This is a genomic window from Borreliella japonica (genome assembly GCF_030438115.2).
Lineage (GTDB): Bacteria > Spirochaetota > Spirochaetia > Borreliales > Borreliaceae > Borreliella > Borreliella japonica.
In genome coordinates this window covers 241,176-256,207 of record NZ_CP124062.1, presented here as the reverse complement: position 1 = coordinate 256,207, position 15,032 = coordinate 241,176, and the positions used below count along the sequence as shown (strand labels likewise).

The following is a 15,032-nucleotide window of genomic DNA, read 5'->3' as shown; positions in this document are numbered from 1 at the left end:
TTATTTGTTGAGTATTTTTGTACCAGGTTTTTACCGAAAAAAATTTGTATTGTTGTCTAAGGTATTAAAATAAATTTTTAATTTTTTTGTTTGAGCTTGGTATTTTTTAGTAAGGTTTGACATGAAAAAAAGAATTAAATTCAAGATTATTTTAGGTTTTAAGGGAATTTTCAAGTTTTTTTTGGCTATTTATAATTCTTTTTTTGTAGCCCTTAAAATTATACATTCTTTTTTAAAGCAAAATATTAGCTTTATGGTTATTCCTCATGTTAAAGGGAATGTAAAAAATATTAAAATTTCTTTTTTGACTTTATTTTTCTTTTCTATATTTTTTTTAGGTGGTTTTATAGGGTTTGTTTTGCTTGCTGTTAATTATGTTACTCTCTCATCAATTGTGAAATCCACAGAGAAAAATTACTCTTTAGCAGAATCTGAGATTGAAGATTTTAGAAATACAGTTGTGGAAATTAATTCTGTTGCAAAAAATTTTTCCAAAATTTTAGATGAGCTTAAAACCTCTTTAAAAATTAATTCTAGTAGCGTTGATTTAAATAAAAATAAACAAGATGGAGACCTTTCTGATTTTATTGATTTGCAAATTTTAGAAGCTAATTCAATAAAAGAACTTAGCGATCTTAAAAATATTAAAAGCAAAATAGAAAGTTCAATTCCTCCACTTAAAAGCATAGTCAAGGTTTTGCATGCTCAGGATAAACTTTTAAATGATATTCCTTCTCTTTGGCCCCTTGCAGGTGGATCTGGAATTATTACTTTGCATTTTGGCCCCGCTATTGAACCTTTTACCAGGCAGTGGTACATCCATAAAGGCATAGATCTTGGAGGAGTTAGAATTGGGACTCCCATTGTTGCAACTGCTGATGGAGAGGTTGTTAGGGCAAGTTATCAGTCAGCAGGCTATGGTAATTTTGTTCAAATTAAGCATAAGTATGGACTTGCAACGCTTTATGCACATATGTCGCGTCTTAATACTTCTAAAGGGGCTTATGTTAAAAAGGGGCAGATAATTGGATTTATGGGGCAAACAGGTTATGCAACAGGCCCACATGTTCATTATGAAGTTCGTGTAGGTTCTCAAGTTATTAATCCCGATATGTATTTAAATTTAGCAACAGGAGTTTCGAAGTAGATGTTAAATTTTTTGACTGCTAAAAAAGAAACAAAAGCATCATCTTTGTTTCTTTTTGATGAAATAAAAACAATAGTGGGTGTTGGTGATTTTTTTAAGGGAGATTTAGTTTCAAATAATTTTATTCGACTTGATGGCGATTTTATGGGCACTATTAGTTCTACAAAAAGAGTAATTATTGGAGAGAGTGGGAGAGTTAAGTCTAGTATTGATGCTAATGAGCTTGTTATTTCTGGAATGGTTGTTGGCAATATTTATGCTAAAAGCAAAATTAAAATATTCGCATCAGGATGTGTTATTGGAAATATTTCTTGTAAGTCGATTGAAGTTGAAGAAGGAGCTATTATTGATGGGTATATGGATATTGGTGCTGAATATCTTAGAGTCCCTGAAAGAAATACATTTTTTTATACTGGTTCTTATAAGGTTAATGAAGATCTTTTGATTGAAATCAATAAAGAGCATCAAGAAGAAAAAAAATCTTTGCAACCTTTAGAAGGTGAAGATGATAAATATTTTTCAAGTGTTATGAGCAAAATAGATGAAAGTAAATAATTTGATTGCGGGAGCGTTAAATCTTAGTTCAAAAGATTATAAAAAAGGTGGCAAAAAAGTATTTTTTGACAAAAGCAATGTTTTTTCTTCGGTATTTCAGATTGAAAGTGTTAAAGAGGATAAGCGTTTTATTTTGCTTGAAAATGGTGAATTTAATCTTGATTTGATTAAAGATATGTTAGATGGAATTAACGAAATTGGCGAGAGACTTTTGAGTGAGCCTTCCAGGCAAAATGTGATTTTTTACAAAAAAGTTATTTCAGAGTTTATATCCATGATTATATCATCTTCTGTTTGTTTGAAAGAACAAAAAGGGGGCAGTTTAGGAGATCCTAAGCGTCCTAAGTATAGAATTATTAAGATTATTAACGATAAGTTAGACAAACTTGCCTATTCTGTTTTACAAAATCAAATGACTCAGATTAAACTTTTAGACAGCATTGAAGAGATTCAAGGTTTGCTTGTTAATTTACTAATGTGAGTTAGGTTTAAACTTTTAAAATGCTTTTAATTTTAAATTAAAAGGGATTGTCAAGCAATCCCTTTATTTAATAGCAAAAATATTTAATTTGCAATTAAATATTTTTTACTTATTTCTAAAAAGGTTTTTATTTGTTCATTTTTCCACTCTTCAGATTTATTTAATTTTTTCATCATTATTTCAGCAACTCTTGGAGCAGCTTCAATTGTAGCTTGAGGATTTAAAGGTAACGATCTTGTTCTTCTTGCTAAAACATCGTCAATAGTTTTGGCTTGCTCAAATTCAATTGAAAAAGCTATTTGAGCTTCATTTAAATCCAAGTCTTCGTGTATCTTTTTGTCAAACCCTTCCATATTTTTTAGAATTTCAAAGTCACTACCATAAGCTTTAAAAGGTTCAGGAATTTTTATTACTTCTTCTTTTTCAAGATAACCGTGTAACTTTAAATCTTTTGTAGTTGATGTATAACTTGGTATTAAATTTTTTTCTATGGCCTTAAGCAAGGTTTTTTCTGCCATTTTTCTATATGTAGTATATTTTCCTCCCGCTATTGTAATAAGGTTTGAATTTGATATAAATATTTTTTCATTTCTTGAAATTTTTGAAGTGTTGCCCTTAGCTTTTGGATCTATTATTAAGGGTCTTATTCCAGTATATACGCTTTTTATATCCGATTTTTCTATTTTAATATTTAAATAGTTGTTTAAATTATTTATTATAAAGTCAATCTCTTCATCAAATCTCTCAGGTTCTGCTTCTATATCTTTTATTGAAATGTCGGTGCTTCCGCAAACAACACTATCATACCAAGGAATAGCGAATAAAATTCTATTGTCACTAGTTTTAGGTATTAATATTGCATGATTTTTGGGGAATTTGTCTTTTTTGATTATCAAATGGCTACCTTGGGAAGGTTTGATAATGTTTAAAGCTTTTTCATCATCTAATCTTCTTATTTCATCTGAAAATATTCCTGTTGCGTTTATTATACATTTACTTTTTAATGAAATTTCTTCTTTTGACAATGTATTTTGTATAATAACCCCTGAAAGCTTTCCGTTTTCCTTGCTGAATTTTTTAAGCTCTGTATAGTTAAAGGCAATGCCCCCTTTTTCGGTAAAAGTTCTTAATAATGTTATTGCCATTCTAGCATCATCGAATGAATCATCGTAATATAGAACAGAGCATTTAAGGCCTTCTGTTTTAATATTGGAGGCTTTTTTAATGGTAGATGCTTTGGATAGTAATTTAGTTTTATATTTGGCAGTTTTTTCTTTGCCCATAAGATTGTGGTAATAACTTAATCCAAAATAATAATAAGGTATTTTTAAAATATTATAAATAGGAGTAATGAATGCACATTCGTTAATTAAATGAGGTGCATTTTTCTCAAGAATGGCTTTTTCGTGTAAAGCTTCTTTAACTAAAGAAATATTCCATTGAGCCAAATATCTTACTCCACCGTGAATTAATTTGCTTGATCTAGAGGAAGTTCCTTTTGCGTAATCAAATTTTTCTACAAGCATTGTCTTGTATCCTCTTGTGATTGCGTCTACTGCAATACCAAGACCTGTTGCGCCCCCCCCAATTATTATTAGATCAAATTCTTGATTTTCAAGATCTTTTAATTTTGTTTCTTTGTTATAATTCATGAAATTTGAATATTCCTCCATTTTAGTTAATTTCTTTTCTTTTTAATTAAGTGCTAGATTTTAGAAATTTGCAAAAACCATTTGTTTTAATTTCATTAAGTAGCGCTATAAAGCAATTAGACATCGATTAAAAAATTTAATTAAGAGCTGTTCGTATAATCGATTGATTTGCTTACCAGGCATTTTTACTATATATTGTTTTAGTTTTAAAAAATTAAATAAATTGTACATAATTTTTTCTCCAGTATATTTTGTTATGATCTTTAAAGCCTTGTTTTGAACTTTTATAGACCGTGAGAGTTTTATACCCAAGATTTTGACCTTTCGATTGCTTTGTTCCAATTCTCAAGAAGATTTTCTTTTTGATTTTTTGGCATTGAAGGTTCAAATATCTTATCTACTTGCCAAAGGCTTATTATTTCTTCAGCACTTTGCCAATAACCCGATGCAAGCCCCGCAAGATAAGCAGCTCCAAGAGCGGTTGTTTCTGTTATTTTTGGTCTTACAACTTTACACCCTAAAAGATCAGCTTGAAATTGCATTAACAGATTGTTTTGACTTGCTTTCCCGTCTACTCTTAATTCTTGAATTTCAAAGTTGGGAACAGATTTTTTCATGGTATTTAGTATGTCAAAGCTTTGAAATGCGATGCTCTCAAGAGCGGCCCTTGTGATATGAGCTTTTGTTGATCCTCTTGTTATTCCGATAATTGTTCCTCTTGCATAAGAATCCCAATGAGGTGCACCAAGTCCAACAAATGCTGGTACAAAATAAACCCCCCCATTATCTGAAGCAGAGCTTGCCAATGATTCTGCATCTGAGCTTTTTCTGAAAAGTTCAAGGCCATCTCTTAGCCACTGGATTACGGCTCCACCAATAAAAACACTTCCTTCAAGAACATAAGTTACAGATTTTTTTCTTCCCCATGCAATTGAAGTTAAAAGCTTTTCATGGTTAATAATTGGTTCTTTACCTATATTTACTGTTACAAAGCAGCCAGTTCCATATGTGTTTTTAGCCATACCTTTTTTAAGACAAGCTTGTCCAAATGTTGCTGCAAATTGATCACCGGCAATTCCTGCAATAGGAATTTCTACTCCAAATAGCGATGTGTCTGTTTTACCATATATTGTAGAACTCTCTTTAAGTTCGGGTAAAATTGCTTTTGGAATATTTAATATGCTTAAAAGTTCATCATCCCATTCTAATGTTTTTATATTTAACAATAATGTTCTTGAAGCATTAGAATAATCGGTTGCATGTACTTTTTTTTGAGTTAGATTCCATAGTAGCCATGTATCTATTGTTCCAAAGCATAATTCACCATTTTCAGCTTTTTGTCTGGCACCTTCTACATTATCTAGGATCCACAGTATTTTTGTCCCGCTAAAATATGAATCTAGTACTAAGCCTGTTTTTTCCAAAATAATTTTGTCTTTTCCCTCTTGTGTTAATTGGTCACAAATTTTTGAAGTTCTTCTATCTTGCCATACTATTGCATTGTAAATAGGTTTTCCTGTATTTTTTTCCCATATAACTGTAGTTTCTCTTTGATTAGTTATTCCAATAGCATCAACTGCATTTGGCAAAATTCTTGAATTTGCAAGAGCTTCTGTTATGACTCCAAGTTGTGAACTCCATATTTCAGTAGGATCATGTTCCACCCAACTTGGTTGTGGATAAATTTGAGTGAATTCCTTTTCAGCAAACCCTTTTATGTTTGCATTTTTATCAAATACTATTGCTCTTGAGCTAGTAGTACCTTGATCAATAGATAAAATGTATTTCATAATTTTTCCTTTTTGTTTCAACAAGGATAAATATCTTTTAACCTTTGTTATTTTTTAGTGTAAATTCGTAAATTATAGCGCCCAAGATTGCCCCAATTATTGGGCCAATTATTGGCACAATAAATATACTTAGGTTGTCAAAGCCATGATTTTTAAATCCAGCAAATAAGAGTAAAATTCTTGGTCCCAGGTCTCTTGCAGGATTAATGGCATAGCCATTCATTCCCCCAAAACTTATTCCTATTGCCAAAACCAATGCTCCTGTAATGAATGGAAGAAATGGATTGTCATTGTGTTTTTTTACAAAATCTCCAACAACAGAAATTAAAAACATTAGCAAAAAAGTTCCAAAAACTTGATCAATAAATCCAGGCAAAAATCCAGGAATTGCAGGGAAAGTTGCCATTATGCCTTGAGTATTTTCTAGGCCTGGATCTATTTCTATCCATTTAGGATAAAATACGACAAGTGTCATTAATGCGCCTGTAAATGCTCCTAATATTTGCGCTACAATGTAATGAAAAAGTTTTGAAACGGGAAATTTTCCAATACTTGCTAATCCTATGCTGACAGCTGGATTTAGATGTGCCCCACTAATTCTTGCTGATGTATAAATGCCAAATGTTACACCCATTCCCCATCCAAATACAATATTTGTATATCCCCCTTTTATTATTTCTCCTGCTATTTCGGGATTTGAAGGAAATAATACTGTCATTGCAACAGATCCAGTTCCTAGAGCTAATAGGATAAATGTTCCTAAGAATTCCGATATAAATTCTTGGAATTTTGTATAATTCATATTTTATCTCCTCATTTTTATATCAATTTTATTTTTTTCTTAAAAAGTTTTAATTTTTAAAATCGAATGTATTGATTTTAAATCAAATTTCATTGTGTTTTTATAAAATGGCTAGAATTTTTATATTTTAGCCATTTTATTTCAAGAATAATTAATATTTTTAATTATTCTTGAAATAAATATTTATATTTAATATATTATTTTTAATTAAGATTAATGTCAATAAATTAAAGTTTTTAATTTATAATTTATTGATTTCTTTCCTTAAATTTGTTTAAGGATTTTTTATTTTATATTAAAATTTTTACATTGGATTTTTTTGATTAATTAGGTTTTATGATTTAGCAATTTTTTAGCTTATATTCGAATTATTGAAGTTATTTTTGGAGGTAGACTTGGTGATTGTAATAGAAGGGTTAATTGGGGTAGGAAAAACTACTCTTGGAAATATTTTATCAAAGGAGTTAGAAGTTCCTTTTTACAGTGAACTGAATAATGATTTTACTTTGTCCGTATTAGATAAATTTTATAAGGATAAATCCAGATGGGCATTTCCAGTTCAAATTAATTTTCTTAATGAGAGGTTTAAGTTAATAAAAGGAGTGTTTAGAACAAAAGGAGGCATACTTGACAGATCTATTTATGGTGATTGTGTATTTGCGTCTCTTTTAAATTGCGATGGGTATATCTCTGATGAGGAGTATAAAATATATGTTGATCTTCTTGGTAATATGCTTGAACATTCTCAGCAACCAAGTTTGCTTGTTTATCTTGATTGCAGTATTGATGAGGTTGAACGCAGAATTAAAAATAGAAATAGAAGCTTTGAAATGAATATTCCCAGAGATTATCTTGAAGGTCTTAATAAAAAATATTTGAAGTGGTACGATGAATACAGTTTGTCTTCAAAGATAAAATTTTCTTATGATGATATAAATATTTTTAATGAAGAAGATAAGAATAAAGTGATTTCTTTAATTAGAGATAAACTTGTACTATAATTACTTTTAGTAGATTGACATTCTTTTGTTTTATTTTAAAGGTTGAGTGTTAATGGAGGTTCTTATGAGAAGATTATTTCTTCTGTATTTTTTATGTTCTTATGTTTTTTTGAATTTGTTTGCTCAAGGTAGTTCTTCTTATATTGATAAGCAAAAAGAGCTTGCTATTTTTTATTATGAGGTTGGCCAAAGGTATATAAACGTTGGTAAAGTTAAAAAGGGAAAGCTTTTCCAATCAAAAGCTTTAAAAATTTATCCAGACTTGAAAAAGGGAGTTGATATCAAGCTTGCAGTTAAAGAACTTGATGCTAGGATTAAGGATGACAATTCCAAGGTTGTTATGCTTGAGGATGTTAAGCTTGAGGAGATACCTGGAATAGTGCATGAAAAAATAGAAATCAATGATTTTACAAATGCTCCTAAAATAGAATACATTGCTCAAAGAGAGAGAAGTAAAAATCAAGATAAAATTATTAAGTTTCAATTTGGAAAGTTTGCAAGAGCTTTAATTTCTCAAAACTTTGATTTGTTTGCCTCTGTTATTGCAGAGAAAGTTAATGTTATGGGTCAATTTGAATCAAAATATGATTTTATATCAGCTTTGTCAAGTGCTTCATCTAAGGTTAATGCTGATGAGTTAGAGTATTTATCAGTTGATGATTATTACGATTTAAAGTCTTTGAAAATTTTAAAATCCAACGATACTTCTTTTGTTGTTAATGTGAATGCCAAAAACAATGATGTTACTAAAAATTTTCCATTTTGGAAAGAGCGTCAGACTTTAATTTTTACTAAAGAGGATGATAATAATTGGTTTTTGTCTTCCATAGAGTGAAATCTTAGTGTTGTAATTAAAAACATTATCATTAATATATTTATAAACAAGTCTCCAATTTTTTCATAGATAGTTGTAAATGTTGGAGACAATTTTACGGTTGATAATAAGTAGCCTTTTGTAAAAGTTTCTAATCTTTTAATGATTTCTCCATATTCGTTGATGATTGCAGTAATTCCTGAGTTTGTAGCTCTAATGGTTTTGATTCCATTTTCAATGCTTCTAAATTTAGCCACAACAAAGTGTTGCCATTCTGCTGAATTTGTTTTTGACCAAGAGTCGTTTGAAAAATTTAGTAATGTATTAGCGCCTTGGATTTTATAAAACCTTGAAAGTTCTGGAAATGCGTCGTCATAGCATATTAAGGGAGCAAATTTAAATTTTTTCAATTTCAATATTTCAATTTTATTACCTTCAAGTTGCCCCAGTATTCTAAAATTTTTTAAAAAAAAGTTTCTTACAAATTCATATTCGTAAAACGGAATTTTTTCTGCAAAAGGGACCAAGAATATTTTAGAGTATATGTTTGTAATGTTAAGGTTTGGATCTACCATATAAATAGAATTTTGTTGGATTTTTATAGTTTTTTCAATATTTGAGGGAGCCCCAATGGCAAATGGGATTTTTCGCTCTTTTATAAAGCTTTTAAGTTCATTATGCAAATCATAGTTTTTAAAGTATTGGTCTTCTTTGCTAAAAGGATAAGTTAGCACCCCTTCACTCCAGATTACAAATTCTATTTTTGGATTTTCTTTTAAGGCTTGTTTTGTAATTTCAATAGAATCACTTATTCCTTTTTTGTCATTTCCAGGCAACCATGGATCAGTATTGAGTTGAATAGCTGCAATGTTTAGACTATCTATTTCTTTTGACAATAAGTCTTTTAGTTCTGTCTTTTTAATCATTCCGTAAGTAAAAGATGTTGTTATTAATAGTATTGGAAATATTATGTTTAGTAAATTTGTTTTGTTTTTATGGATTAAAAAGTCTGCAATTCCCGAGTTTAAAAAGTAGACTACAAATGATACAAAAAATACACCGAAAATATCTGCTACTTGAATTAAGTTGCTAAAGTTATTTACAGTGAAAGCTGCAAGTCCCCAGGGATATGCTAAAAATCCAATTGATCTTGAGTAATCATAAAATGTAAAAAGTATTGCTATTGTTATTGTCTTATTTTTAAAGTTTTTTAAAGAGTAATAAAGAAAATAACCTAAAGTTAATGAATATGGAATGTATCCTATTACCACTCCTATGAATGTAATCCATCCAAATGCATGAAAAAATCCAAGCCAAAAATTTTGCAAACTGTTGGCTATTATGAAGTAAAACACTGTCAATCCTATTAATGTTTTTTTATCTTTTAGTTTGTTTAAGGCTATAAAAAGCGGCACATAAGCAATAAATCCTAGTGCTGAATATCCGGTTTCTTTAATTTCATTTGGAATTGCAAGTGTTGTAAGAATTCCTGAAAATGCGGCTAGGCAAAAGTATCTAGTTTTCATTTTTCCTCTTTTTTACTATTATTAATAATATAATAATGTAATATATTTAACACTATCATTAATAATTTTAAATGATAGCATTGATTTTTTTGTGTTATTTTTGAAAATTTATGCTTATAATAGACTTTTAAAGAGTAAAGGAAATTATGTTAATTTTTGGTTTTATTGGTTTATTGTTTTTAAATCTTTTCAGTTTGCATGCTCAAGGAATAGTTACCAATAAAGATGCTCAAGAAGAGTTTAAATGGGCTCTTAATTCTTATAATAATGGAATTTATGATGATGCTCTTTTATCTTTTAAAAAAATTTTAAGCTTTGATCCTAATAACCTTGATTATCATTTTTGGACTGGTAATGTTTATTATAGACTGGGTTATGTTGAAGAAGCTTTAATGGAATGGAGAAATTTAAAAGATCAAGGTTATAAGGTCCCTTATCTTAGGCATTTGATTTCTACTATTGAGCAAAGGAGGGGTATTTTTTCAAATTACGAACTTGATTTTAAAAAACTTGTAAAAGTCGCTTCTCTTGATAATTCTATTTATAAAAGGCCACATGGATATCAGATTACATCTTTAAGGGCTGATAATTACGGTGGATATTATGCTGCTAACTTTGTAGGTAATGAAATATTGTATTTCGATGTTAATAATAATGTTAGTGCTTTAGTTAAAGATGGATTTAGTTACTTAAAATCGCCTTATGATGTTATCGAGGTTAATAATTTGCTTTACGTGACTCTTTATTCAAGTGATGAAATTGGTGTTTATGACAAAGTTTTTGGAGTTAAAAAGAGATCTATTGGGAAAAAAGGCACAAAAGACGGTGAATTGCTTGCTCCTCAGTATATGACTATTGATAAGAGAAACTATATTTATGTGAGTGAATGGGGAAATAAAAGAGTGAGTAAATTTGGACTTGAGGGCGATTTTATTCTGCATTTCGGCCATAGAATTTCGGGTTACAAGGGCCTTTTAGGTCCCACAGGTGTTACTTATTTGAATGAAAACATTTACGTTGCAGATTCTTTGAGAAATACTATTGAAGTTTTTGATACTAGCGGCAATCATTTGTATTCAGTTTCTACTTTTATTGAAGGAATAGAGGGTCTTAGTAGTGATTCTGCTGGCAATAATGTTATAATATCTTCAAAACATGGTGTTTATAAGTACAATATTGCTAAAAAGACAATTACAAAAATTTTAAAAGCAGATAAAGTGAATTCTAAAATTTCTTCATCTATTTTGGATGCCAATAATCAGATGATTGTCTCAGATTTTAATAATGCCAAAGTTTCAGTTTATAAGAGTGATTCAAGTCTTTATGACAGTTTGAATGTTGATGTTAGAAGAATAGTTAGGCTTGGGGGGCCCAAAATTTATGTCGAGCTTAATGTAAGCAGTAAAAGCGGATTACCGGTTGTTGGACTTAAAAGCGAAAACTTTTCAATTGCAAATGAAAATTATTACATTGTTAATCCTAAGGTCGCATACAATGTAAATGCTTCTAAAGACATTAATATAGCAGTTGTTTTTGATAAATCTTCTTATATGAAAAATTATGATTTAGATCAAATTGTAGGTTTAAATGCTTTAATAGAGTCCTCAAAAAATAAAAACTTTAGTTTTATAAATGCAACAAATGTTCCCATTATAGATAATATTGAAAGCTTGACAAATAGCATTAGAAATACAAGTTCTCTTGGTCCTTATAGTACAGATTCTGTAAAAACAGATGTTAGTTTGAAGTTAGCAGGTTCTGGGCTTATGTCAAAAAGTTCAAGAAGAGCGGTAGTTTATTTTAGTGGTGGTGTTTTAAATCGTAAATCCTTTGAAAAGTACTCTTTAGATACGATAGTAAGCTATTATAAAAATAATGATATAAGATTTTACTTAATATTGTTTGGCAATGATCCTGTTAACAGTAAGCTTCAATATTTAGTTAATGAAACAGGTGGCGCCATAATTCCTTTTTCATCTTATGAAGGAGTATCTAAAGTATATGATTTAATTTTAGAACAAAAAACCGGTACTTATTTGCTAGAATATTATTATCCAGGTCCCCAGGAGCCCAATAAATACTTTAATTTATCTGTTGAAGCAAATATAAATCAACAGACAGGAAGAGGTGAGTTTGCATATTTTATTAATTAGATTGATTTTTGATTTTATTAGGGGGAGGATAAGCTGTGAGGCTTAATGCAGGGATTGTGGGGCTTCCCAATGTAGGTAAATCTACTTTATTTTCATCGTTGACATCATCTAAAGTTGAGATCGCGAATTATCCTTTTTGCACTATTGAGCCAAATATAGGAATAGTAGAAATTCCTGATGAAAGGCTTTTAAAAATTGCTGAGTGTATTGTTCCACGAAAAATTATTTCTGCCGCTATGGAATTTGTGGATATTGCAGGTCTTGTTAAAGGAGCATCAACAGGCGAAGGGCTTGGCAATAAATTTTTGGCTAATATTCGAGAAGTTTCTCTTATTATTCATGTTGTCAGATGTTTTGAAGAAAAAGAAGTTATTCATATTAATAATGATATTAATCCTGAGAAAGATATAGCTACAATCAATGTTGAGCTTTGTTTGGCAGATCTTGAAACTGTTCAAAAAAGCCTTCAAAAACAAGAAAAAAATGTTAAAAGCACCGATAAAAAAGTTAGCGAATCTTCTAAAGCAATTGTTTTAATGCTAAAAAGACTTGAAGAGCATTTAAGCAATATGAATCCTGTTGTTGATTTTAAATTTGATGATTTTGAATACAACTTTATTAGATCATTAAATCTTTTGACTTTTAAAAAAGTTTTGTATGTTTGTAATGTTGATGAAAATTCACTTAGTGGTAATAAATATACAGATATTGTAAAAAATATTGCCTTGAAAGAAGGGAATGATTTTTTAATCTTATGTGCCAAGATTGAATCTGAGCTTTCCGAAATAAAGGATATATCTTATAAAAATGAAATGTTAGAATTATTTGGGATAAATAATAGCAGTCTTGGTAATTTAATTAAAAAAGCCTATTATACTTTGGGACTTAGAACTTATTTTACAGCGGGTTTGCAAGAAGTTAGAGCTTGGACATTTAAACAGGGCATGAAAGCTCCTAAAGCTGCTGGAATAATTCATAGTGATTTTGAGAGAGGTTTTATTAAAGCAGAAGTTTATTCTTGTGAGGATTTGTTTGAATTTCAAAGTGTTCAAAGATTAAAAGAGAAAGGACTTGTTAGAATTGAAGGTAAAGAATATCTGGTAAGAGATGGAGATGTAATCTTTTTTAAATTTAATGTTTAGATTTATTTTATATTATGGGCGGTTTATTTTTCAGCAGTATAAAGCTAGTTAGTTTGTTTGTTTTTAATATTGTTATTTGTTTGCTTTATTTGTTTTTGTATGAAGCAATTTTTTTTTACTTTGTTTTAACACTTCTTTTAGTAAATTTTTTTGTAATTCTTTTTTATTTAAAGTATTTTTGTTCTATCTCCTTTAAAGGATCTAAGATTTATTATAAGGGTGTTTTTTTAAGTTGTAATTTTGGTTTTGATGACGTTATTTCGTTTGAAAAAAGATTATCAGACAATGTTTTGATTTTGAAATTAAAAAATAAAAAAAAAATTAAGGTTTGTTTTTGGATAGGCAATGGTTCGAGTGAATTATTCAGAGAGCTTAAATTTAAAAGAAAAGATTTGTTCATTCCAAAATTGGAAAATTTTCCAATAAGATACTATTTGTCTTATGTCTATCTTTGCATGTTTTTGGCCCGTATTATGATTAGTTTATTTGTTTATTATCTTTCATTAAGCAATATATTTATTTTTTTATTTATTTGCTTTATTGATATTAAAGTTTTGTTAGGCGATTTTTTAGTTATCAGTAATATAGTGTTGTTTTACGAATTTAGAAAAGATTCAATTTATGAAAGGAAAATCTTTAAGAGTGAAATTTATTTTTATGAATTTTTTGAAAAAATTTTTATTGCTAGGGAATTTGAATTTAATAATAAAAATTATTTATGTTTTTCTTATAAAGGTAATCATCCGGCAAAAAAAGTATATATTTTGAATAAAAAAATTTCTTATTCCATGCAAAAGGTTTTTGAATATATTAAACAAAACTATTGCACTGAATTAACTTAAGCTTTGATTGACTATATTTAAATTAGTTGATATATTAAAATTATTGTTTAATAATATTAAGGAGTATCACTTGAGAAAAAATGCATCTGCATTGAAGCGCTCTCGTCAAAATTTAAAAAGAAAGATTAGAAATGTAAGTGTAAAAAGTGAATTAAAAACAATAGAAAAACGCTGTATCAACATGATTAAAGCGGGAAAGAAAGACGAAGCTATTGAATTTTTTAAGTTTGTTGCAAAAAAACTAGACACTGCTGCTAGAAAGCGAATAATTCATAAAAATAAGGCCGCTAGAAAAAAATCTCGTTTAAATGTTTTGCTGTTAAAACAAGGAAATTAGTTTATGTCTTTTTCAAGAAGACCAAAGGTTACTAAGTCAGATATTGTTGATCAAATATCTTTGAACATTAGAAATAATAATCTAAAATTAGAAAAAAAATACATAAGACTTGTAATAGATGCTTTTTTTGAGGAGCTTAAGGGCAATCTTTGTTCGAATAATGTTATTGAGTTTAGATCTTTTGGTACATTCGAAGTTAGAAAAAGAAAGGGACGTTTAAATGCACGTAATCCTCAAACAGGGGAATATGTTAAGGTTTTAGATCATCATGTTGCGTATTTTCGTCCAGGCAAAGATTTGAAAGAGAGAGTGTGGGGTATTAAAGGTTAAGTGCCGGTTAATATGGTAGATTCTTGTAAATGGGATTGTAAACTTGATTCTAGTTTGACTTTTAGAGGAAAATTAAAATTTGAAGGAACTTTGTATCTCGATTCTTCTTTTGAAGGTGAAATATTTTCAAAAGGGGGTGTGCTTTTTATTGGTAAGAACAGCAAGGTTATTACCAATGTAATAACTTGTGATACATTGATAGTAGAAGGAATTTTGAAGGGCAATGTGAATGCTGCTAGTAAAGTTTATTTAAACAGCGGTTGTAAAATATATGGGGATGTAAAGACAAGAAAAATATTTATTAATGATAATATAATTTTTGATGGTAAGTGTGAAATGATAAAGTCTAATGAAATTGTAGATTTATTTTCTTTCACTGTTTCACAAATAAAAGATACTTTGCAATAGGGTCGGTGTTTTTTATTAATTAATAATAAGTAGATTTTTATAAAATCCTTTC

General features: G+C 29.1%; 15 protein-coding genes. 11 read left to right on the top strand and 4 right to left on the bottom strand.

Features of this window, described 5'->3' with window-relative positions; genetic code table 11:
* Positions 1 to 121 precede the first annotated feature (121 nt).
* From QIA21_RS01825 to QIA21_RS01815, 3 genes are read left to right on the top strand one after another with little or no spacing between them, the layout of a single operon-like run.
* Positions 122 to 1,147 carry a M23 family metallopeptidase gene (locus QIA21_RS01825; RefSeq protein ID WP_301392920.1) on the top strand — a complete coding sequence of 342 codons (1,026 nt, stop codon included), beginning with the start codon at positions 122 to 124 and terminating at the stop codon, positions 1,145 to 1,147.
* Positions 1,148 to 1,702 carry a bactofilin family protein gene (locus tag QIA21_RS01820; protein WP_301392919.1) on the top strand — a complete coding sequence of 185 codons (555 nt, stop codon included), beginning with the start codon at positions 1,148 to 1,150 and terminating at the stop codon, positions 1,700 to 1,702.
* Positions 1,689 to 2,183 (top strand): YaaR family protein, encoded by a 495-nt coding sequence (locus tag QIA21_RS01815; protein WP_301392918.1) that lies wholly within the window; start codon positions 1,689 to 1,691, stop codon positions 2,181 to 2,183. Before QIA21_RS01820 ends, QIA21_RS01815 begins: the two co-directional genes overlap by 14 nt.
* An 83-nt stretch (positions 2,184 to 2,266) precedes the next feature.
* Here the strand turns inward: QIA21_RS01815 and QIA21_RS01810 are convergent, their stop codons facing one another.
* The 3 genes from QIA21_RS01810 to QIA21_RS01800 all read right to left on the bottom strand — a co-directional run bounded on the left by QIA21_RS01810 (position 2,267) and on the right by QIA21_RS01800 (position 6,427).
* On the bottom strand, positions 2,267 to 3,856 hold the full coding sequence (locus QIA21_RS01810) for a glycerol-3-phosphate dehydrogenase/oxidase (protein ID WP_301392917.1): 1,590 nt from the start codon (positions 3,854 to 3,856) through the stop codon (positions 2,267 to 2,269).
* A 281-nt stretch (positions 3,857 to 4,137) separates the two neighbouring features.
* On the bottom strand, positions 4,138 to 5,625 hold the full coding sequence (gene glpK, locus QIA21_RS01805; protein ID WP_301392916.1) for a glycerol kinase GlpK: 1,488 nt from the start codon (positions 5,623 to 5,625) through the stop codon (positions 4,138 to 4,140).
* Between the two features lie 37 nt (positions 5,626 to 5,662).
* Positions 5,663 to 6,427 (bottom strand): MIP/aquaporin family protein, encoded by a 765-nt coding sequence (locus tag QIA21_RS01800; RefSeq protein ID WP_091972709.1) that lies wholly within the window; start codon positions 6,425 to 6,427, stop codon positions 5,663 to 5,665.
* Between the two features lie 398 nt (positions 6,428 to 6,825).
* Here QIA21_RS01800 and QIA21_RS01795 point away from each other — a divergent pair, with 398 nt between their 5' ends.
* A complete protein-coding gene (locus tag QIA21_RS01795; protein ID WP_200780487.1) occupies positions 6,826 to 7,428 on the top strand; it encodes a deoxynucleoside kinase in 603 nt (200 codons plus the stop codon).
* Between the two features lie 64 nt (positions 7,429 to 7,492).
* Positions 7,493 to 8,263 carry a hypothetical protein gene (locus QIA21_RS01790; protein ID WP_301392915.1) on the top strand — a complete coding sequence of 257 codons (771 nt, stop codon included), beginning with the start codon at positions 7,493 to 7,495 and terminating at the stop codon, positions 8,261 to 8,263.
* Here the strand turns inward: QIA21_RS01790 and lnt are convergent.
* A complete protein-coding gene (gene lnt, locus QIA21_RS01785; protein ID WP_301392914.1) occupies positions 8,203 to 9,768 on the bottom strand; it encodes an apolipoprotein N-acyltransferase in 1,566 nt (521 codons plus the stop codon). The genes QIA21_RS01790 and lnt overlap by 61 nt on opposite strands.
* A 146-nt stretch (positions 9,769 to 9,914) precedes the next feature.
* On the opposite strand from lnt, the gene QIA21_RS01780 reads away from it, so the two are divergent.
* The 6 genes from QIA21_RS01780 (at position 9,915) to QIA21_RS01755 (ending at position 14,980) form a co-directional block, all read left to right on the top strand.
* On the top strand, positions 9,915 to 11,921 hold the full coding sequence (locus tag QIA21_RS01780; RefSeq protein ID WP_301392913.1) for a hypothetical protein: 2,007 nt from the start codon (positions 9,915 to 9,917) through the stop codon (positions 11,919 to 11,921).
* 35 nt (positions 11,922 to 11,956) lie between these two features.
* Positions 11,957 to 13,063: a redox-regulated ATPase YchF gene (ychF, locus tag QIA21_RS01775; protein ID WP_301392912.1), complete on the top strand. Its 1,107-nt coding sequence runs from the start codon at positions 11,957 to 11,959 to the stop codon at positions 13,061 to 13,063.
* A gap of 14 nt (positions 13,064 to 13,077) precedes the next feature.
* On the top strand, positions 13,078 to 13,905 hold the full coding sequence (locus tag QIA21_RS01770; RefSeq protein WP_301392911.1) for a hypothetical protein: 828 nt from the start codon (positions 13,078 to 13,080) through the stop codon (positions 13,903 to 13,905).
* Positions 13,906 to 13,975: 70 nt separating this feature from the next.
* Positions 13,976 to 14,242 (top strand): 30S ribosomal protein S20, encoded by a 267-nt coding sequence (rpsT, locus tag QIA21_RS01765; protein ID WP_091972723.1) that lies wholly within the window; start codon positions 13,976 to 13,978, stop codon positions 14,240 to 14,242.
* Positions 14,243 to 14,245: 3 nt separating this feature from the next.
* The gene (locus QIA21_RS01760) at positions 14,246 to 14,572 is read left to right on the top strand and encodes an HU family DNA-binding protein (RefSeq protein ID WP_091972726.1); all 327 of its coding nucleotides are present in this window, start codon (positions 14,246 to 14,248) and stop codon (positions 14,570 to 14,572) included.
* A complete protein-coding gene (locus QIA21_RS01755; RefSeq protein WP_301392910.1) occupies positions 14,573 to 14,980 on the top strand; it encodes a bactofilin family protein in 408 nt (135 codons plus the stop codon).
* The last annotated feature ends 52 nt before the right edge of the window (positions 14,981 to 15,032 follow it).